Origin of the sequence: Flavobacterium sp. (assembly GCF_031422135.1) — a bacterium.
In the GTDB taxonomy this organism is placed as follows: domain Bacteria; phylum Bacteroidota; class Bacteroidia; order Flavobacteriales; family Flavobacteriaceae; genus Flavobacterium.
Genome location: NZ_JANOQD010000087.1, coordinates 1 through 19,901 on the forward strand (window position 1 = coordinate 1; position 19,901 = coordinate 19,901).

Annotated in this window: 19 protein-coding genes; 6 read left to right on the plus strand and 13 right to left on the minus strand. The window is 31.9% G+C overall.

From position 1 onward, the window contains the following. Positions 1–592, plus strand: a 592-nt coding sequence (locus RMO70_RS11640; protein ID WP_310556608.1) for a DUF6705 family protein, incomplete at its 5' end; no start/stop codon positions are given. A 61-nt stretch (positions 593–653) separates the two neighbouring features. On the opposite strand, the gene arfB is transcribed toward RMO70_RS11640, so the two are convergent. Genes arfB through RMO70_RS11665 form a run of 5 tightly spaced genes read right to left on the minus strand, consistent with a single transcriptional unit; the run spans position 654 to position 4,657 of the window. Beyond that, positions 654–1,058 carry an alternative ribosome rescue aminoacyl-tRNA hydrolase ArfB gene (arfB, locus tag RMO70_RS11645; RefSeq protein WP_310556609.1) on the minus strand — a complete coding sequence of 135 codons (405 nt, stop codon included), beginning with the start codon at positions 1,056–1,058 and terminating at the stop codon, positions 654–656. Between the two features lie 2 nt (positions 1,059–1,060). After that, complete coding sequence (locus RMO70_RS11650) at positions 1,061–2,629, minus strand: DUF4301 family protein (protein WP_310556610.1); 1,569 nt, start codon at positions 2,627–2,629, stop codon at positions 1,061–1,063. Next, positions 2,608–3,213 (minus strand): nicotinamide riboside transporter PnuC, encoded by a 606-nt coding sequence (gene pnuC / locus RMO70_RS11655; RefSeq protein ID WP_310556611.1) that lies wholly within the window; start codon positions 3,211–3,213, stop codon positions 2,608–2,610. The genes RMO70_RS11650 and pnuC overlap by 22 nt, the downstream gene beginning before the upstream one ends. Positions 3,214–3,235: 22 nt before the next feature. Beyond that, positions 3,236–3,952, minus strand: coding sequence for a geranylgeranylglyceryl/heptaprenylglyceryl phosphate synthase (locus tag RMO70_RS11660; RefSeq protein ID WP_310556612.1), 717 nt, complete (start codon positions 3,950–3,952; stop codon positions 3,236–3,238). Between the two features lie 60 nt (positions 3,953–4,012). Continuing rightward, entirely contained in the window at positions 4,013–4,657 is a 645-nt protein-coding gene (locus RMO70_RS11665; protein ID WP_310556613.1) for a 4'-phosphopantetheinyl transferase superfamily protein, read from the minus strand. Positions 4,658–4,931: 274 nt separating this feature from the next. Here RMO70_RS11665 and ahcY point away from each other — a divergent pair, with 274 nt between their 5' ends. The 4 genes from ahcY (at position 4,932) to RMO70_RS11685 (ending at position 8,807) form a co-directional block, all read left to right on the plus strand. Beyond that, a complete protein-coding gene (ahcY, locus tag RMO70_RS11670; protein ID WP_310556614.1) occupies positions 4,932–6,248 on the plus strand; it encodes an adenosylhomocysteinase in 1,317 nt (438 codons plus the stop codon). Positions 6,249–6,510: 262 nt separating this feature from the next. Then, a complete protein-coding gene (locus RMO70_RS11675; protein ID WP_310556615.1) occupies positions 6,511–7,179 on the plus strand; it encodes a Crp/Fnr family transcriptional regulator in 669 nt (222 codons plus the stop codon). A gap of 79 nt (positions 7,180–7,258) precedes the next feature. Next, positions 7,259–8,200 carry a hypothetical protein gene (locus RMO70_RS11680; RefSeq protein ID WP_310556616.1) on the plus strand — a complete coding sequence of 314 codons (942 nt, stop codon included), beginning with the start codon at positions 7,259–7,261 and terminating at the stop codon, positions 8,198–8,200. A 244-nt stretch (positions 8,201–8,444) separates the two neighbouring features. Then, positions 8,445–8,807: a hypothetical protein gene (locus tag RMO70_RS11685; RefSeq protein WP_310556617.1), complete on the plus strand. Its 363-nt coding sequence runs from the start codon at positions 8,445–8,447 to the stop codon at positions 8,805–8,807. A 29-nt stretch (positions 8,808–8,836) separates the two neighbouring features. Here the strand turns inward: RMO70_RS11685 and RMO70_RS11690 are convergent, their stop codons facing one another. Further along, positions 8,837–9,370, minus strand: a complete 534-nt coding sequence (locus RMO70_RS11690; RefSeq protein WP_310556618.1) for a biopolymer transporter ExbD — start codon at positions 9,368–9,370, stop codon at positions 8,837–8,839. A gap of 167 nt (positions 9,371–9,537) precedes the next feature. Here RMO70_RS11690 and RMO70_RS11695 point away from each other — a divergent pair, with 167 nt between their 5' ends. Next, positions 9,538–11,961 (plus strand): ATP-binding protein, encoded by a 2,424-nt coding sequence (locus RMO70_RS11695; protein ID WP_310556619.1) that lies wholly within the window; start codon positions 9,538–9,540, stop codon positions 11,959–11,961. Here RMO70_RS11695 and RMO70_RS11700 read toward each other — a convergent pair. The 7 genes from RMO70_RS11700 to RMO70_RS11730 all read right to left on the minus strand — a co-directional run bounded on the left by RMO70_RS11700 (position 11,954) and on the right by RMO70_RS11730 (position 19,745). Beyond that, positions 11,954–13,285 (minus strand): sigma-54 dependent transcriptional regulator, encoded by a 1,332-nt coding sequence (locus tag RMO70_RS11700; RefSeq protein ID WP_310556620.1) that lies wholly within the window; start codon positions 13,283–13,285, stop codon positions 11,954–11,956. The genes RMO70_RS11695 and RMO70_RS11700 overlap by 8 nt on opposite strands. Before the next feature lie 126 nt (positions 13,286–13,411). After that, the gene (locus RMO70_RS11705; protein WP_310556621.1) at positions 13,412–13,708 is read right to left on the minus strand and encodes a hypothetical protein; all 297 of its coding nucleotides are present in this window, start codon (positions 13,706–13,708) and stop codon (positions 13,412–13,414) included. A gap of 174 nt (positions 13,709–13,882) precedes the next feature. After that, positions 13,883–14,617, minus strand: coding sequence for a hypothetical protein (locus tag RMO70_RS11710; RefSeq protein ID WP_310556622.1), 735 nt, complete (start codon positions 14,615–14,617; stop codon positions 13,883–13,885). Between the two features lie 11 nt (positions 14,618–14,628). After that, positions 14,629–15,609, minus strand: coding sequence for an acyl transferase (locus RMO70_RS11715; protein WP_310556623.1), 981 nt, complete (start codon positions 15,607–15,609; stop codon positions 14,629–14,631). A gap of 76 nt (positions 15,610–15,685) precedes the next feature. After that, positions 15,686–15,994 (minus strand): hypothetical protein, encoded by a 309-nt coding sequence (locus tag RMO70_RS11720; protein ID WP_310556624.1) that lies wholly within the window; start codon positions 15,992–15,994, stop codon positions 15,686–15,688. Beyond that, complete coding sequence (locus tag RMO70_RS11725; RefSeq protein WP_310556625.1) at positions 15,981–16,214, minus strand: hypothetical protein; 234 nt, start codon at positions 16,212–16,214, stop codon at positions 15,981–15,983. The genes RMO70_RS11720 and RMO70_RS11725 overlap by 14 nt, the downstream gene beginning before the upstream one ends. Positions 16,215–16,304: 90 nt before the next feature. Further along, the gene (locus RMO70_RS11730; RefSeq protein ID WP_310556626.1) at positions 16,305–19,745 is read right to left on the minus strand and encodes a T9SS type A sorting domain-containing protein; all 3,441 of its coding nucleotides are present in this window, start codon (positions 19,743–19,745) and stop codon (positions 16,305–16,307) included. Positions 19,746–19,901: the final 156 nt, after the last annotated feature.

Consider the following 19,901-nt stretch of genomic DNA (forward strand, 5'->3'; position numbering starts at 1 on the left):
AATCTCTGTAGTAAGTATGGCCCAAAACCCAATAATTAACATTAAAAATCAATCTATAGGAGACAGAATAATTGGAGCATACTACAAAGATATTGATAATCTACTCAATCCATTCGAAGGAGAATATATATACTCCAATGGTGGAACTTATTTAAAAATAGTGTTACAGAAAAAAGTATTCGCTTACAATCAACAGTTTTATGAAGATTTAATGATTGGAGAATATGAGTATAAAGAAAATAATATTACAAAAGTCAATACGCTCGCAAAACTAAATGAAAGTTATGATTATAAGTGGATGCATAGTATAAAAGGAAATAGTATCTTAAAAACCAGCAATAAACCTCCTTGTCCTGATTGTGGCGTTGATGAAAAAAGACTTAGACTTAGTGTTTTAGAAGGTTCTGCGTATGGGGGTGTTGTAATAAGAAAAATTATCCATAATGGTCAAGATGCAATTAAAATATACATTCATCAAACCAGCAATAACCTTATGTCATCTCGTAATTCACCATCTCAAATTAACGGTACGGTGCAAACACCAAGTTATTTAAGTATTCCAGGTGGAGAGTATATTATGATAAAACAGTAAAATGAATTTAGAGTAAAATAATAAAGCAGTTTTAGAGTACTTTAAAGCTGCTTTTATATTTTCATCCCAAATCCGGTTTCTTTCGATTACTCTTAATCTCAGACACATTCTTTTTGTCCTTAATTCGTTTTCGAATAACCGATTTTGGGATTTTGGTTGCTTTCCTGATTTTTGGAATTATCAAAGCATTTTTAAGTAGTTCTAAAAAACGTTTAGTAACAATTGCTTTGTTTTTGAGTTGGCTTCTATCTTCGTCGCAGTTTAAAATCAAGATATTTTCGGAAGTTAACCTTGAGGATAATTTCAATACAATTAGTTCTTTTTCCTCATCAGATAACGCTTTTGAATTATTCAAATCGAAAGACAGCACGACTTTGCTCGAAACTTTATTGACGTTTTGGCCACCCGCACCCGAGCTTCGCACAGCTTTGTATTGTAATTCTTGTAGGAGTTTTTCTGTTTCCAAAACTATTGAGGTTGGTGGTTGTATTTTAATAAATCATTGACTGTTTTTACGGGATTAAAAGTCTCTAAAGGAACTTCTACAAATAAGGTAATCCAGTTTGCCATTGCGCCATTCCATAAACCAGGTAATTCGTAGGCTTTATAATCAATACCGTTTTTACTTTTTTCGACAATAAATCCACTTTGATTGTCTACAAAATGGAATAAATTAAATTTTTCGCCATAGTAATTTTTGAGTCCACATACCAAATCGACTGGATTAAAATGGGTAGCCGATTTAAAAATTTGAACTTGATTCTCATTCTGAACATCAATTTGAGAACTTTCAACTATTTGAAGCGAAATACTTCCTTCTTTGTCACGAATCCAAAAAGGTCCACCGCCAGGCTCGTTTTCATTTTTAACCATACCACAAACCCGAATAGGTCTGTCGAGAATGGTTTTTAGGTATTTTATTTTGCTTTCTTTTTTAAAATTTTTAAAATCTTTTGAAAGTTCAATTTTTAGATTGGTTTCAATAAAATTTTGAATGTCAACAATCAACTCTTTGCTAACTTTATCACGTTCAAGAATTCTTAATTTTTCAAAAACAGTAGTTTGAATTTCGATTAGATAACCCGCTAATCCTTTTTTGTACAATGCAATTTCATTTAAATTGTTATGACTCACATTATCGATGTTTTTGATGAAAACGAGGTCTGAATTTATTTGATTTAAATTGTAAATCAAAGCTCCGTGACCACCAGGTCTGAAAACCAATTCATTGTTTTCTTTTAGCACAATATTGTTATAATCAACTGCTATGGTGTCTGTTTTTTTTAGCTGTTCAGAGTAGGTGACTTCAATTTCTTTCGAATTAAATTGTGATACTATTTTTTCAAAATCATTTTGATGTTCTCCAGAAATAGTAAAATGTATTTTAGCCATTCCGTTTGATTTTGCATAAAGCAAAGCTTCTTTTAAATGCTCTTCAATTGGAGTTTCAATAGCTTTAGTATACAAATGAAATGGCAATATTCCTTTTGGTTTATTTGCAAAGTCAAATTCGTTAGGGTCTAATAGAATTTTGATAAAAAAGTAATTTTTATCGTCTCGTTTCCACAAATCAAAATTAGTATATTTTTCTTTTAATCGATTGTGCACCGCTGTAAAAAAAGGGAATTTGTCCATTCCAATAATGAAAGCTTGTAATGAAGTCTCTTTTTTACGATTGATATAGGAATTGATGGTTTCCTTTTCTGGATTAAATTCTAATAAAAACGCACTCAAAAACTTGAACATTCTACTTGCCGCACCAGAAGCGGGAACAAATTTTTCGAGACTAAATTTTGATTTTTCTGTATCAAATTTGGTAGCGAACGTCTCCATTTCATTTGGAGAAAAAACCAAAATACCATCATTTTTTGTTGCAGGTTTTTCTACAACTACCTTTGGGATTCCAGTTTTAAATAATTGAAGTTCTTCGGCAATTTTATTCAAATCTATTCCATAAGCTTCCACTTGTTTGAAGTGAACTTCAGTAAGCTTTTGCTCTTCAATTAAACTACTTTTTATTTTAAGATTTTCTTCCATTCTATATACGCCGAAATGGCCAAAATTGTAAAAACCACATATTGCAAGGACAGCATTCCTAACCCACGATAGGCATAAAGTGGGACTACTATTATATTACCAATGATCCAAAGCGTCCAGTTTTCGATTTTTTTATTCGCCATATACCACATCGCAGTAAAAAATATTCCTGCAGCAAGTATATCAAAATAATTTTCCGTTTTTATTTCATAATCGAAATAATTATAAATACCGAAAACTACAAAAATTGTAATTAAGAATAAGGCAATACCTATTATTTTTTCTTTACTATTTGTACGTGTTATTTGTAAGCTGTTCTCTTGATTCTTATTTTTAGTCCAATTGTACCAACCATAAATACTCATTATTGAAAAGTAAATATTAATCATCATATCACCTAAATACTTTGCTATAAATAGTAAATAAACAGTAATTATTGTGGCAATTAAACCTGTTGGATATACCAAGATATTTTGTTTTTTGGCACACCAAACGCTTAAAATGCCGAATACAAAAGCAATAAATTCTAGAATTATTTGTGTAGTTGAAGCGTTTTTGTAGGCGTTAAGGAAAAAGTCAATCATAAATTTTTTTATGAGTTGTGAGTTATGGGTTAAAAAAATCCAAATTATTTTCAAAAGCAGTTCCAATTACAACTAAATCTGCTCCAGCATTAAAAACGTTTTGAATTTCTTGTTTGGAACGAATTCCGCCACCAACAATTAGTGGAATTTTTATATTTTGAGAAACCAAAGTAATCATTTGTAATGGAACTGACAATTTTGCACCACTTCCCGCTTCCAAATAAATAAGTTTATTGCCTAGCATTTCGCCAGCTTTTGCCGTTTGTAATGCATATTCAGGATTATTTCTGTCAAGTGGTTTGGTTTTGCTGACTCGTTCAACTGCGGTTTCTGTGCCACTTTCAATAAGAATGTAACCTGTAGAAATGATTTCGAGATTTGTTTTTTTTAGAATCGGAACGGCATTTACTTGATGCTCTATTAAATAATCTGAATTTCGACCCGATAATAAAGTTAAGAATAAAATGGCATCAGCTTTGTCAGAAATTTGCGAAGGATTGCCTGGAAAAAGTACAATGGGTAGAGTACAAGCTTGTTTAATTTTTAAAATTAATTCATCTATAATATTAGTATTTACTTGACTTCCGCCGATAAAAATATGGGTTGTTGGCGATTGGTTAATTTTTTGGGATAAAACTTCGATGTTTTCTAAATCGATTTTATCAGGATCGAGAAGAATGGCGAGAAGTTTCTCGTTTTTTGATTTTGATTGTAGTATTTGATTGTAGATGTTTGTCATTAATTTGGAACGCGGATGACGCGGATTTTAGCTGATTAAAACGGATTTTTTCTATAAATGCTAAGCTTCAAATGCATAGACTAAAATAAAATTTTCGATTTCTTCAAAGCGGATTTCAAAATTTTCGATGAGGTTGTTAAATCGCAATTGCGCTGTGGTTTTTTGGTCGGATAAAGAAAATTCAGATTCAAAAATATGATCGGGAAAACTGATTCCTTTTTCGTTTTTGATTTTGAATATAGCTTCTTTGATGCCCCAAACTACAGTTGCTTTTTTGATTTTATCACTTTCTGAAAGATTTTCTAAATGTGTAATATCCATAAATCGATGGGCAATTCTAAGAGATTTTTCTTTAGCAATTTCTAAATCGATTCCAATAGGTTTGTCGCTTATGGCGATGGTTGAAAAGGAGTGTGAATGGGATATTGATACTTCGACAGGCTCAGTAAGACGATTATTTGGTTTTAAATGTGGCTTTCCTTCAGGAGAATAATGCAAATCGAAATCGGAGTAACCTGCTTCTTGCAATAGTTTGCGAACGCTTAAAAAGCCACGTTGGTGTTGTTCGGATTTCATAGTGTTTAACCGAAGAAGGTTAATATCGTTTAGCGCCACTTCGTCGAACAGGTCTTCGAAGGTTTCTTCGATTTTCCAAATGTAAATTTGGGTAGTGGCATTTGGATTGATGATTGAATGTAAAGGCATACTAAAATGTTGATTATTAGCCCCGATAGAAGTAGAAATCCTTTTTTGCAATTTGTCACACTGAGCTTGTCGAAGTGTAAAATTGCAAAAAAGATTGCAACGGATAGCGGGAAATAGCTCCTAACTTCGACAAGCTCAGTTTGACAAGCTCAGGATATATTTATTATTCTATTTATTGTCAAAGTTTTACCAAAGTTAAATAAGATGTAATTATTTTTAAATTCCAACTTTAGTACGTAAATTTGCAAAAATTTTACACAAATATACTATAAATATGAGTACACAAACGATGCCTTACGTGGCTTTTAAAGTAAAAGATATTTCTCTTGCGGCTTGGGGAAGAAAAGAAATTGAACTAGCAGAAGCGGAAATGCCAGGATTGATGGCGCTTCGTGCGGAATATAAAAACGAACAACCACTTGCTGGTGCTCGTATTGCAGGTTGTTTACACATGACGATTCAGACTGCGGTTTTAATTGAAACGTTGATTGCTTTGGGTGCTGAGGTTACTTGGTCTTCTTGTAATATTTTCTCAACACAAGATCAAGCTGCGGCTGCTATTGCTGCTGCTGGAATTCAAGTGTATGCTTGGAAAGGTTTGAACGAACCTGATTTTGACTGGTGTATTGAGCAAACATTATTTTTTGGTGAAGACAGAAAACCATTGAATATGATTTTAGACGATGGTGGCGATTTGACCAATATGGTTTTTGATCGTTACCCAGAATTGATTCCTGGAATTAAAGGTCTTTCTGAAGAAACTACAACTGGTGTTCACAGACTTTATGAAAGAATGAAAGCGGGAACGTTGTTTATGCCTGCGATTAATGTGAATGATTCGGTTACCAAATCGAAATTTGACAATAAATACGGTTGTAAAGAATCTGCTGTAGATGCGGTGCGTCGTGCTACCGATGTGATGTTGGCTGCAAAACGTGTCGTTGTTTGTGGTTATGGTGATGTTGGAAAAGGTACTGCAGCTTCGTTTAGAGGTGCTGGGTCGATTGTTACGGTTACCGAAATTGACCCGATTTGTGCTTTGCAAGCTGCGATGGACGGTTTTGAAGTAAAAAAATTATCGACAGTGATTGGAAATGCTGATATTGTAATTACTACTACTGGAAATAAAGATATTGTTCTAGAAAAAGATTTCAGAATGATGAAAGATAAAACGATTGTTTGTAACATTGGTCATTTTGATAACGAAATTGATATGGCTTGGTTGAACACAAACTATGGTAATACTAAAGTTGAAATCAAGCCACAAGTAGATAAATATACTATTGATGGTGTTGAAATTTTGATTTTGGCTGAAGGGCGTTTGGTAAACTTAGGTTGTGCTACTGGTCACCCAAGTTTTGTAATGAGTAACTCGTTTACAAACCAAACTTTGGCTCAAATTGAATTATGGAAAAATAGTGCCAACTATAACAACGAAGTATATATGTTGCCTAAACACTTGGATGAAAAAGTAGCATTCTTACACTTGGCAAAATTAGGTGTTGAGTTAGAAACGTTGCGTAAAGACCAAGCTGATTATATTGGTGTTGGTGTTGAAGGACCTTTTAAACCAGAATATTACAGATACTAGTCGGATTTAGACAATATTTGTCATTTCGACGATAGGAGAAATCAACCCGAACTTTTGTTCGGGTTTTTTTATTCTTTTTTTAAAGCTGAAAAGGCCTTATTGTGTAAACTATGTATTTAGATTATACAATTGAATAATTCCTTGGGTGTTTTATAACACATACTGATGGCATAAATTGCTTTAAAAGTGATTTGCTTTTCATTACTTGTAGGCTACTATTTTTTAATTGATAATTTCAGTATATTTGGTTAAATTGTTGTTTATGAATAATTCAATTTGGTTTTTTGAGAATGTGGATGTTTTCCAATTGCTTTGTCCGCATAAATATAATGCATACAAAGACTCACACCAATTTTATGATTATAAAAAAACAGATTATGTATACTTTGAAAATGATTCGGCAAACAAAATCTTCCTAATTAGTTCTGGTAAGGTCAGGATAGGATATGTAACAGAATCTGGGGAAGAAATTATAACTTCAATACTTTCAAAAGGAGAAATTTTTGGAGAAAAAGCAATCTTAGGAGAAGAAAAACGTAATGAATTTGCACAAGCAATTGAGAATAACACGTCAATTTGTATAATTTCACTTGATTTGATGAATGTTTTACTTCTAAATGATAATGATTTTAATTTGAAAATTTATAAATTTATTGGCTATCGATTTAAAAAACTAGAGAGAAGAATACAATTAATGCTTTTCAAGGATTCCAAAACTAGACTAAAAGAATTTATTAAAGAATTATCGATAGACTATGGTTTTGAAAATAAAATAACGAGTGAACTTGTAATTAAACACCCATATTCACAAAAAGAAATAGCGACTTTAATAGGGATTTCTCGCCCCACTCTGAACATTTTATTAAACCAACTTAAATCGGATGCTTACTTAGACTTTAATGGAAAAAATATTGTCTTAAAGAAATCATAATATTTTATTTTTGTTAGATGGCTAACATAATTTGAGTTTTTGAATAGATAATTTTATATCAACTTTAAAACTTAAAATCATGAAAAATCTCTTTTTTTTAATGCTAGCGTTCTCTTTCTTGTCAATTTCGTGCAGTAATGACGATGAAAATATACCGCTAATTCCAATATTGCCAATTTCAAAAGATATTAATACAGCTGTAAAAGTTAGTGTTGATAGATTTAGTGTAACCGCTGGACACCTTATGGTAAGAACGACTTCAAATGGATTACCTGGAGCGAATGCCCCAGTTAATTTTGACAACGCTCCATTTATAACCACTGGATTTGATAGAATGGGTGTAGTTGCAAAATATTATAATTTTGATGTGCAACCTACAACTCCATCGCCAATCTATGTTTTTTTTAAGGCAGATGGCAGCACACCAGTTTCAGGTCAGAATAATATTATCGGTACAATTCCTGGCGATTCTGGTTACAATGATTTTTGGGTGGTGACCAAAGTGGTTGTTAATGATAGTTATGTTCCTAATTCTATAACAAGTAAAGCTGAAATCTTAGCTTCTCCATACACAAAAACAACAACTACAACAATTGTAAATTGTCCAGTTGTACCATTTGGTTCTACAGCTGCAAAAAGCAATACTACAGGAGTTTCAAGCACTTTAACTTTAGGATGGTATAATGGAAAAGCGGTGGCTTATTTTAACTTCAGTGAAGCATCAATTACAGCAACATCATCAGGAATGGTACCAACATCTCCAATATATGTGATGTTTAATGTAGATCCTGATTCTGCAAATCCTGCTTCGGGACCAGCTTCGGGATTTAAACAAGAAACTGGTACTATGCAGACTCACAATGTGCTTGGAACTATACCTGCTGATTCGGGTTATTCCCCATTATGGAGTGTTCAAGTTTTAGGAAATGCAAATTTTTCATCGGTAAACAACTTAACAACGGCTACAAGTTTTACTAGTATGCCAGCTGGAGCTACAGTAAATTGTCCGATTGTAAAATAAAATTTTTTTCGATTTCCTTGCATAAATATCCCAAATTGACTTAGTCAGTTTATGTCAGATTATCTCATAGAATCTTGGGACAATCTGACATAAATTTTTAAGTCTGAAAGTGTAAGGTTATTAACCATTTTTTTGTTGGTTATAAAAGTGTCTTTTAACTAAGTATTTGATTCTTTAATTTTGATTTTTTGCTAAAAACGCAACCATTTTATTTTTTTGCATATTATCACAAAACACAATTAAGATGAAAACAATAATTCAAACAATCATTTTTTTAGTATTAATGCTAGTTATTTCAAGTTGTACTAAAAACGAAGAAAAAAGCAATGAAAAACGAATCGTTTATGAAGCAACAGGTGCAATAACTGGACAAGATTCGTCTTTGTGTGCCTGTTGTGGAGGCTGGAAATTAATTATTGATAATGCCGTTTTGCCTCCTGATTTTCCGCCAGATAGTTATAGATTTCAAGCTTTGCCAGCCAATTCTAATATCAATTTATCTACAGCAGTTTTTCCATTAGCAATAAAATTTAATTGGTCGGTAGATACAAACATTTGCGGTGGACAACGGTGTAATGTTATTATAGACGACATTGTATTGAACTAGGAATTATTACTCCAATAAATTATTATATTTTAATTTATTGCTAATAATTTCGATTCTTCAGTAGAAAAATCATCTACAACCATATATGTTGTTATTTTGGTAATATTCATTTCATCTAAAACATCGACCAAATTAGTAAAATTAGATTTTTTACTAGGTTTTATAATTACAATGAGACCTTTTCTCGGGTCTCCTGAATAGGCTTGGGCTTGAAGATTTTTATTTAATAACTCTTTACGAATTCCTTCTTTGCCATATTTTAGTTCTTTTGGAGATGCCTCTGGAGATGAAGGAAATCCAGAGTAGCTTACTATTCTATCATTATCATCCAACAAGAGTGTAAAAAAGCGATCTCCTCCAAAAAAACAACTAATTGGGCCGCAACTTGATTCATTCATTCCTAAAAATAATGCTTGAGGTTTTGACAATTCTTTTGTAACCATAAAAAAAATAATGAGTAGAAATGAAATGCTCACCATTGCGGTTAAATCTACTCTAGATTTCAATTTTCTACTTGTAGTTTTTTCTGTTTTCCTTCCGAAATTATTTCTACGTTCATTCATAATTATGGTGGTTTAAAAATTAGTGTAACAATTCAATAACTTTATAGTTATAAATATACTGTTTTTTTGAATTCATTGTACTGTAAACTATATTTTGTAACAGACATCTAATACCTACAATTATAATTTGTCATAATTTTTAACCTATTTAAACGTTTAATAATGAAATGAATGCCAAAAAAAGTTTTATCCCTGTAAAAATAATTGTCAGTTATTTGGCCTTGGCTTTGCTTGTGGCTATCGTGGGTTGGAAATTGTATTCTGAAAACAAAGTTTTTTCTGTTACTGAAAACAAAATTGAAAACGAAAAAACGAAAATACTGAGAATTAGCAATTTACTTTCTAACTTATACAAAACGGAAAGTATGGCAAGGCAAACCATTCAGTCTAACGCCGAAAGTGATTTTGAAAATTATACCAAACAAACTACCTATTTAAAACTCGAAATAGATTCTTTAAAAGGATTACTTACAACTCAATATCAAAAAACATTATTGGATAGTGTGAAATATTTATTGTCTAAAAAAACCGAAAACATAAAACAATTAAAACTTATAAAAAACAAAACCAATAGTGAAGTTTCGGTAAAAAATGCCATAAACAATTTGACTCGAATGGAGTTGTCTTTAAGTAAATTACGCATAGAAGATTTGGTTCAAAATCCGTCTTCAATGAATAGTTATCAGTTAAATGTGCTTAAAAAATACGTAACGGTTTTAAACCAAAATATCCCAGACGATAGTACCAATACATTAACCAAAAAAGCTTCGGACTCCATATTATTTGCTTCAAAAAGATTATTGAATAATGTAAAAAGAGAAACAGCCAAAAGAAAATTTGCAGCAAGTGTTGAAGAAAAAAAATTGCTTGAAAATGAGTTTTCCATTTCGGAGCAACTACGAAAGATATTAAATATTATCGAACAAGAAATCATTATAAACACTACAAATAATAATTTTGAAAAAGAAGACTCACTCCGAAAAACCAATAATATTGTTACTATTGCAGCCATCATTGGGTTACTGCTTACTGTTTTTTTCTCTATTTTAATTATCACCGATTTCTCTAAAACACAATCCTATAAAACCCAACTCGAAGTCGCCAATTTAAAAACCGAAAAACTACTTAAAAACCGTGAACAATTAATCTCAACCGTTAGTCACGATCTAAAAACACCACTAAGCACCATCGTGGGATACACAGAATTATTAGGCAATTCGGAATTGAATAAAAAACAAAATTATTTTACTGAAAACATTAAAAATTCGTCTGAATATATTTCAAAACTGGTGCAAGATTTGCTCGATTTCACACAAATTGAAGCTGGAAAAATCACGATTGAAAACATTCCTTTTTCAATAAACGATATGATTACTGAAGTTGCCCAAAGCATACAATCTGTTTATAGCCTGAAACCTATTGAACTTAGTATCGAAACCGATCATAAACTAAACCGCATAGTTAGCGATCCTTTTAGACTGCGACAAATTGTGTCAAATATTATTGGTAATGCTTATAAATTTACCGAAAATGGGTTTATAAAGATTTCGGTTTTGCCTGATTTAGAAACTCGATTGATACATATCAAAATTGAAGATTCAGGCATTGGTATTGAAAAAGAAAAACAAGAATTGATCTTTGAAGAGTTTACCCAAGCCAACGAAAATATCGAAAAAAAATATGGTGGTACTGGTTTAGGATTGACTATTTCTAAGAAAATAATTGAAATTTTAGGAGGTAAGTTGTCTCTGAAAAGTCAATATGGCAAAGGAAGTATTTTTGAAATTGTATTGCCTTTGCAGTTTGAAAAAACTAATTTGAAAGAGATAAAAAACACAAAAAATCTTAAAGATTTAACTGTAATTATTGTTGATGACGATATTAATTTATTGTGTCTTACAACCGAAGTTTTAAAACAAAACAATTGTGAAGTTCTAGCTTTTACAAATGCTAACCAAGCTTTAGAAGCCATAATAAATACTGATTATGACATTTTGATTACTGATATTCAAATGCCAGATATTGATGGATTTGAATTTGTTAAAAGAATAAAACAGTCAAACTACAAAAACCAGCCAATAATCGCGATTACTGGAAAATCGGATTTAAATAATGAAGCCTATAAAACATTTGGATTTACATCGGTTATACGAAAACCCTTTTCGCCAAAGTTTCTAATTGAAGTGGTGAACGCCATTGTCAACAATCATCAAATCCCCAATGAAATTAGTGTTTCTATGGAAGAAAATCAATTTAAAGACGGCTATTCACTACAATCATTGAAGTTGTTTTTGCCGAACAAAAATGAGGCGATTAAAGATGTTTTAACTCTTTTTGTAACCAATACCGAGGCAAGTTTAGCAACACTTGAAAAAGCTATTTTGGATCATAATTCTGAAGAAGTAAAACAAATTGCACACAGAATGTACCCAATGTTTAAACAAATTCAAGCGGCAGAAATTAGCGATTTATTACAAGAATTGGAATTAAAAAACAGTTTGACTTCAGAAAGAAATCTTATTTATAAAGATTTAAAAATGAGAATTAAGAAACTTTTTAGCATTTTAGAAAAAGAAATATTGATCAGTTAATATTAAATAGCTTCAATTTATTATACAACGTTTTTCTATTTATAGCTAACAGTTTTGCGGCTTCCGATTTGTTGTTTTTTGTTTTTGCGAGTGCATTTAGTATGGTGTCTTTTTCGTTTTCTGCCAATGAAAAATCATTTTCTTTTTTGGTTTCCGCTTGGAAAATTTCAAAAGGCAATACATTTTTTTCTATAAAATCACCTGAAGTTAATAGCGTTGCCCGTTTGATAATATTTTGCAACTCACGAACATTTCCAGGCCAATGATAACTTTGAAAAACAGCTATAACTTCTTTAGAAAAACCGATAACATTTTTATGCAATTGCTGATTGGCTTTCTCAAGAAAAAAATCGGCAAAAATCATCAAATCTTCATTTCGATCTACTAATGAAGGCGATTGAATTGAAAATTCATTGATTCGATGGTATAAGTCTTCTCTAAAATTTCCATTCTTAACAGCCTCACGCAAATCTTCGTTGGTTGCAGTAATAATTCTAATATCGACTTCAATTTCTTTATTGCTTCCTACGGGTTTAACTTTGCGTTCTTGCAAGGCACGCAATAATTGAATCTGGTTTTCATACGATAAATTTCCTATCTCGTCAAGAAATAGAGTGCCTTTATTTGCGGCTTCAAAACAACCTATTTTGTCATTTATAGCGCCTGTAAAAGAGCCTTTTATATGACCAAAAAACTCACTAGCTGCTAATTCTTTTGGAATAGCACCACAATCGACGGCAATAAAATTGTTGTTTTTTCTAGTGCTGTTTTCGTGAATTTTTTTGGCAATAACCTCTTTGCCTGTTCCGCTTTCACCCACAATTAAAACTGATATATCGGTTGGGCTGACTAATTTTATGTACTCGGCAAGTTTTTTGGATGCTTTAGAAATGCCTATTACAAAATCATCAGACAGATTTCTGGGCTCTATTGTTTCCTTCGAAGGAGTGGTATTTGAAGAATCGTTTTTTTGTAATGCATTTTTGATAACTAACAAAACTTCTTCAGGATTAAATGGTTTGGAAATATAATCGGAAGCACCATTTTTTATAGCTTTTACAGCAGTATTCACATCAGAATAGCCCGTCATTAAAATTACAGGTACTTCAGGAAACTGATTTTTAAATTCCAACATAAGTTCGATACCGTCGTAATTGGGCAATCGCAAATCGGTTATGATAAGATCGAATTTTTGGTTTTTTGTGGCGTTTTTTGCTTCCTCAGCAGAAAAAGCGGTCGTTACTGCATACGATTTTCTAGTTAGAAATTTTTCTAACATAGTACAGAAAGCAATGTCGTCCTCAATTAATAATATAGTAACCATTTGGTTTTCAACTTTATGGCTAATATAAACTTCTTTAAATAGAAATCTCTTAATTTTTTTGTAAAATAAAAGGGAGACTGTAAAAACAATCTCCCTTTCAGAAACAAAATTATAAGTCCCCTAAACTTATTTTTTTAACCAATTCCCTGATGCATCTGTGTGAACAGTCCCTTTTTGGTCACCAACAGCAATATCCATTTTGTATTCTTTTTTGTCGTTTATATAGGCTTTTGTAACTGTTGCATCAGGATATCCTGCTTTAAGTGCTGTTTTAACTGCTTCTGGCAGTTCTTCAACTTTTACTTCTTTAAACTTTTCCTGAGTTTCCTGTTTTGCACTTTCAGCTTTTGCAGTTTTAGCGTCTTGAGCAAATGCTGTAAAACTTCCTAGAAGTATTGCGGCTGATAGAATGAACTTTTTCATAATGATAGATTTTAGATTTCTGTACACTAATCTATAATACATTATCGTGCCAAAAGGGGAATTTATAAAAAAAGCCTTATTTTAAAGGTTTTATAAGGTATTTGTAATTAAATCTAAGAAAAAAAATTGTGTAAAATGGGTAATCAGTGTGTAAAACTGCCACACTTTATGAAATTATTTGAAGTTAATTTCAATTCTATTTGAAGTAAAAATTCCTTCGATAAAATTTTTATCTTTTTCTATTGTATCAAATTCATCATTGGATAACTGCGATTTGAAAGCCGTCTTTTTTAAATCAAGTATCAATTCAAATTCGTATTTGTCTTTTTCGTCCAAATAATATTCTAAATCGTCTTGTTTGAAATAGCGGTCTTTGTTCCAACTTGTTTTTATAACCAGTGTTTTTATTTCATTAGGGTTTAAGTTGATTTTAGACTTCATAAGGTTGTCATTTTCTAAAATCCAATGGTCTTCTGTTATTACGCCGCCATTATTTTTGTAATTGTCAATGATAACTTGGTTGGCTTTTTTATAATCGGCTAAAGTTTCTTCTGCTAGTTTTTGAAGCGATTTCTTGTCTAACCCTTCGTTTTTTTTAAGAAAACTCTCCCAATCAATGCCGTATTTTTCAAAAAACGGACCGTCTAAAGGCGTGAATTCGCTATTGATATAAATTTTATAAATAGGAAACAAAGTCATTGAACTTGCTGCATTGGCGATGAGTGTATTGGGTGTTAGAAAAAACGAAATAGCATTGTTGGTTTTATTTTCTATTTGATATGTTATAAAGTAAGTTCGCTTTTTAGGATTTGAATCGTCGTGTGTTATTGAATTTAATGTGACTTCTATTGGTTTTAGTTGTGCTAATAGAGATGTTGTAAAAAGTAATAGAATAAGAATGTTTTTCATAGAAATAAATATTATACCACCATCAAATTACAACCCCGAATTTCACTGGTATCAAAACGACCCAAAACCTCAAAAGAATTGTTTGAATGTTGTTTCCCTAAATCTTGCGTGGCAATAAACGAACACGAATTAATATTGGCAAGATCAATCACATTAATCCCTCCAGTTTTACCATGTGATACATACGTCAAAGCATCTTCCGTTTCGCGAACCAATACTTGCATCCAGCTTGGACATTCAAAAACGCCATTTCCAAACGAATATCCTTGGGATAATAATTCTGTCATTCCGTATTCAGAATGTATTGTATTAACGCCAAAACCATCGCAAAGTTGCTCGTGTAGTTCCTCACGAATCATTTCTCTGCGTTTGCCTTTCATACCACCTGTTTCCATAATGATGGTATTTTTGAGTTGAAATTTTTGTGTTTCTATTAAATCCAACAAAGCATAGGTTACCCCAATTAATAATACATCCTTCCCATCAGAATCCAGTGCAATTAATTTAGCAGTCAGTTCCTTGTAATTGTTCAAATAAAATCCACTTTCTGGATTGTTCGTTTTTTTAATTAAATCATTCACCATATAGATAAGCGAGGAACCTTCCCGTTCTAAATAGGAAGGGAGCAAGGCTAAAACAACATAGTTTTCAATATCTCCATAAAATTGTGAAAAACCATTCAGGTAACTTTCTTCATATACAGAAACGTCCGTTACTATATGTTTGCTTGTGGTTTGTCCTGTTGTCCCGCTACTGGTAAAGGTTGCCTGAACAGGATTTGAATTAGATACCACTTCGTGGGTTTTAAAAAACTGTATAGGCAAAAACGGAATGTGTTGTAGTGTTTTTACTTTTTGAACTTCTACTTTAAGATGCACACAAAAATCACGATACACAGCATTGTTCTCGTACTGATATCGAAAAATTTTCAAAGCTATTTTTTCAAATTGCTTTTGGTTTGAAATAGAGAAAAGGTCTGATGAAGTAATCAAGAATTATTTTTTGTAAAGGTAAAAAAAAAGTAGGAACGCCGTTTGGTGCTTTTGGTATTTGTAGAAATTAATTGCTTTATTTTGTATGTTTTAACCAATATTCTTCGGGATTTAAATATGTAGAAATCACACCGTAAATATGGACAATTTTAGTTTGTTCATTAACTGTAAAATGAATCATATATTTGAATGTTTCTAATGGCAAACAGCGAATAATGTCATAACGAATTTCAAAAAACGGACTGGTTTTCAAAATACTTAATCTCTTTTTGTAATCGGATAAAAATTTTGAGTCTAAATCTTTTCGTTTTGATTTAAGAAATTCCATTGCATCTTGCAAATCGAGTTTTACCCTAGGATCAGCAATAATTTTATAGTTTTTCAATGCTTTTTTCAATTTCATTCATCATTTCGAAAGCATCTACTGGTATTTGCGGATTTTTAATTCTATCTCTAATGATTTCTTTTTGCCATTCAGCAATACTGTTGTTGTTTTCTTCTGCGGGCATAATAATTACTTCAACATTTTTTGCGGTAAAACCTTCAGGTAAAATTACTTGAAACGTATTGTTTTTTACTTCAATAAATTGTCTAATAGCGTTCATAATAATTTTAGATTTGATTGTTGATACACAAATATACACAAAAAAAGCGCCAACTTTCGTTAACGCTTTTGTAAAATTGGTATGATTTGATTACTCAATAACTAGTTTTTGTCTTGAAATTTCACCATCAAAAGTTTCAATATAGACAATGTAAATTCCGTTTTGGTAATTACTCATATTGATTTCTTGCGAATTGTTGTTTATAATGCCGTTAAAGAAAACGATCTTTCCTTCCATTGATGAAATTGTTATTGATTTAATTTTTGAACTTTCAGAATCAATAGTTACATACTCTTTGCTTGGATTAGGATAAATAGTAATAATAGATTTGCTATCACGATTGTCAAGTCTTTGTTTTTCAAAATTAGGATTAATTATTCTTGAATTTGAAATTTCGCAATCTTCAATTTGTGCTAAAAATAAAGAACCTGCTTTAACAAAAGTGTTTGTATTGCCTTTCAATAAAATATAATCTCCCGCTTTCAACGTTACATCTTGATTTGCTGAAACACCATAATTACTTCCTATAATCCAGTCTTGACGTTGGTAGACAACATCGTTATTAATTTCAAGCCCTAATAATGTTAAATCAGGCAAGCAATTAGCTGCGCATGCTGGATTATTAGAAGGCAAAACGGTTATTGTTACAGTTGTTGTCGTTGCGCATTGTCCAGAAGCGGGAGTAAAAGTATACGTTGTAGTCGCAGTGTTATTAAGAGCTTGCGACCAACTTCCTGTAATATTATTATCTGATATTGTGGGTAACTCCGTAAGTGTGGCTCCTGAACAAATGGAAGTTACTAGATTAAAAGTAGGGATTATATTAGGAGGATAAATGATTACTGTTAAACTAGTAACTGAAGCGCATTGTTCATTGCTAATACTAGGCGTAAAAGTATATGTAGTTGTAGTAATATTATTAGGCTCTGGTGACCAAGTTCCTGTAATTCCATTATTTGAAATGGAAGGTAGTGTAGGAAATGATGATCCTGAACAAATTGGGGCTACAGGATTAAATATTGTAATAATGCTACTGCTAATTACGGATATGTTACTAGTTATTTGAATGATACAGCCAGAACTATTAGTGTAAGCATAGGTAATTTGATGAACTCCTAATCCCGCTAGTGTAGCGTTAAAAGAATATGCGCCATTTAAATTTATAACACCATTACCAGTGTAAATGCCTCCTGTTGGAGTTGCAGTAAGATAAGTATTCAAATTAGAAATTGACGATGCTATACAAATTTGCGATGGTAAACTAAAAGAAGACCCATTTAATGGAATAATACTTACATTGTCAAGATAATAATATGGAAACACAAGAAATGGAGATGGACCACACCCTGCTATTTGAGTTGAAGCTGGTAATGGATACAAAAGTGGCCCTTTAGCGGAGGTTAAACCACCTAAATACAGATACTCTTCTCCTGCAATATTTCTTGGAGGAATGTTAAAAGTTATTCTTTCCCAACCATTACTAGTTGTTGAATATGTTGGATTTGTGAATAGCATTTGCTCATTAGCAATAGGAATATATGAAATTCCAGCTGGGACAAATAAATTTGTACTTAAATAGGCTTGAAATTTTATAGCTCCTAAACTATAACCTTCAGCTAAAGAAACATCAAAGCTCAATTGGTATGCTGTATTCGCTAGTAAAGGGCTTTTCAATTTTGTTCTAATTGTTTCGCTAAATGAGTTACCATTGTATTCTTGATTAAACATTCCAACATATGCTTTACCATTTTGGTTATCATTTTCATAACCATTACTATTACAAGGCACATCCAATTGAAGAGATGGATCATTTTCAGAATGAAAATACTCATTAGATTGATATATATGAGCTGCATTCCATCCGCAAACTATTCCGTTCAATTGGCTTCCGTCTGTGGGAAATCCATTGTGTTGTTCAAAATTACCATTCATAACCAAATCACAAACTTTTGGGACAGGTGTACAAGCACCACTATCTAAAACATAAACATAAATATAAGTTATGTTTCCTTTTTTACCAGTAGCGTTAATTGGCACATAACGAAGTAAATGTAGCCCTGAAACAGTTGAGCTAAAAGATATATTTGTCGTGGAATTTCCAGAAATTACTGGCAACGTAGCAGTAGAATATACATCTTGTAAACATTCAAAATTAGTGGCATTACTATCGTTACTCAATATATCATTTATGAATATTGTAGCTCCTGAATTAACCATAAACGCATAATTTCCTGTCGTAGTTATACCATCATTTATTCCTGCGACATTTATTCCCGTTGTTAAAGTGCCTCCATAATTTTTGAAACTTTCGTAAGCTGTACTATTATTTCCAAAAGTGGTGTTTAGGCTATATCCAATATCTGACAATGTGTTTCGTTCTTCTGGTTTTAAGAATCGTTTTGTATTAACTGAGCCAACTGTTGAGCCATTAGAGGATAAATTACTCATAACAAAATACGCATCATTAACATTCGGCGCAACACACAAATCTTCAAAATGACTCAAACTACTACCCTCAATAAAACAATTTGGAGTGTAAACGGGCGTAGTCGATGTGCCGATAAATTTTACAGCATTTGCGCAAGTGGTCGTATTTGGCGTAATACAAGATGCTGTATTAGGTTGAAGTACCGTTGTGCTTAAATAACTTGTATTAAAACTATAGTTGTACATTGTTGAACAATTAGTAGTTCCATTAGTAATTAAAAATTGTGTGCCAGCATTGTTTTTTAGAAATCCATCATATCTACTGTAATAATTAAATCCAAATTGAAATCTTGATGAACCTGTATTACTTATCAAACTAGCAAAACCCAAAGCATGTGTTACTTCATGCAATACAACACTATACAAATCATACTGTCCGATAGGAGAATTAATCGCTAAATTTGTATTCCAAGTGACATCTGAAAAATTAAACGCCATCATACCGTGATAAAATGCTCCAGATGCATTAGGACTTGTGTTATATATAGAAAGTGGTGATGCTACATTAGTAAAGGAATCTTTACCCAATGTAATTGTTTTCCATATTTCATTGTCTATAATACCACCAAATCCATTAGCTGTATTTTTTGGCATATTATAAAAAGAAGAAGCCAGTCCCAATGCATTTGCAGGAACTCCATTAATATTCCCTATATTTCGAACCCAAATCCGTACCTTATTGTTTTGTCCATTTGTTTTCAATAGGGAGTTTATAAAATTTGATAAATCAGTAAAAACTTGACAAACAACAGTCCTGCGAGCTATTTCTGCGGCATCGGTGGTGCTTGACATACCACTACCTGTTTCAAAATACAACTCAAACATTCCTGCGGTACACAAAATACTACTACTTGAAACAGCTCTGTTTTCTGATGTTGATGCGGTGTTGATTTTTATGTCAGACAAACTGTATTTATTGCCATAGTTGTCAAAAACATTTTCTAGCAAACCGCCAGGACTCAAATTAGTTTCTACGCCAGGCAATACCTGCCCAAAACTTCCAACTCCTAACAACAGGAGCAGAAAAATATATAAGTTTTTCATTTTACTTATTTTTAAATTAAATGATTACTTATTTTTCTCAATCAACGATTTTACAAGTGTTTTTAGCTCCTCTAACTCTTTGTTTTTAGATTTTAACAATTCAATTTCTTTGTTTTGTTGAATCAAATACAAAGTTAATTCCTCTATTTTTTCTTG

Coding starts and splice junctions, on each gene's coding strand:
- RMO70_RS11685 (WP_310556617.1), top strand. CDS start 8,445: ATGAAAACAATAATTCAAACAATCATTTTTTTAGTATTAATGCTAGTT.
- ahcY (WP_310556614.1), top strand. CDS start 4,932: ATGAGTACACAAACGATGCCTTACGTGGCTTTTAAAGTAAAAGATATT.
- RMO70_RS11725 (WP_310556625.1), bottom strand. CDS start 16,214: ATGAACGCTATTAGACAATTTATTGAAGTAAAAAACAATACGTTTCAA.
- RMO70_RS11730 (WP_310556626.1), bottom strand. CDS start 19,745: ATGAAAAACTTATATATTTTTCTGCTCCTGTTGTTAGGAGTTGGAAGT.
- RMO70_RS11705 (WP_310556621.1), bottom strand. CDS start 13,708: ATGAAAAAGTTCATTCTATCAGCCGCAATACTTCTAGGAAGTTTTACA.
- RMO70_RS11695 (WP_310556619.1), top strand. CDS start 9,538: ATGAATGCCAAAAAAAGTTTTATCCCTGTAAAAATAATTGTCAGTTAT.
- RMO70_RS11660 (WP_310556612.1), bottom strand. CDS start 3,952: ATGACAAACATCTACAATCAAATACTACAATCAAAATCAAAAAACGAG.
- pnuC (WP_310556611.1), bottom strand. CDS start 3,213: ATGATTGACTTTTTCCTTAACGCCTACAAAAACGCTTCAACTACACAA.
- RMO70_RS11700 (WP_310556620.1), bottom strand. CDS start 13,285: ATGGTTACTATATTATTAATTGAGGACGACATTGCTTTCTGTACTATG.
- RMO70_RS11710 (WP_310556622.1), bottom strand. CDS start 14,617: ATGAAAAACATTCTTATTCTATTACTTTTTACAACATCTCTATTAGCA.
- RMO70_RS11665 (WP_310556613.1), bottom strand. CDS start 4,657: ATGCCTTTACATTCAATCATCAATCCAAATGCCACTACCCAAATTTAC.
- RMO70_RS11650 (WP_310556610.1), bottom strand. CDS start 2,629: ATGGAAGAAAATCTTAAAATAAAAAGTAGTTTAATTGAAGAGCAAAAG.
- RMO70_RS11675 (WP_310556615.1), top strand. CDS start 6,511: ATGAATAATTCAATTTGGTTTTTTGAGAATGTGGATGTTTTCCAATTG.
- RMO70_RS11680 (WP_310556616.1), top strand. CDS start 7,259: ATGAAAAATCTCTTTTTTTTAATGCTAGCGTTCTCTTTCTTGTCAATT.
- RMO70_RS11690 (WP_310556618.1), bottom strand. CDS start 9,370: ATGAATGAACGTAGAAATAATTTCGGAAGGAAAACAGAAAAAACTACA.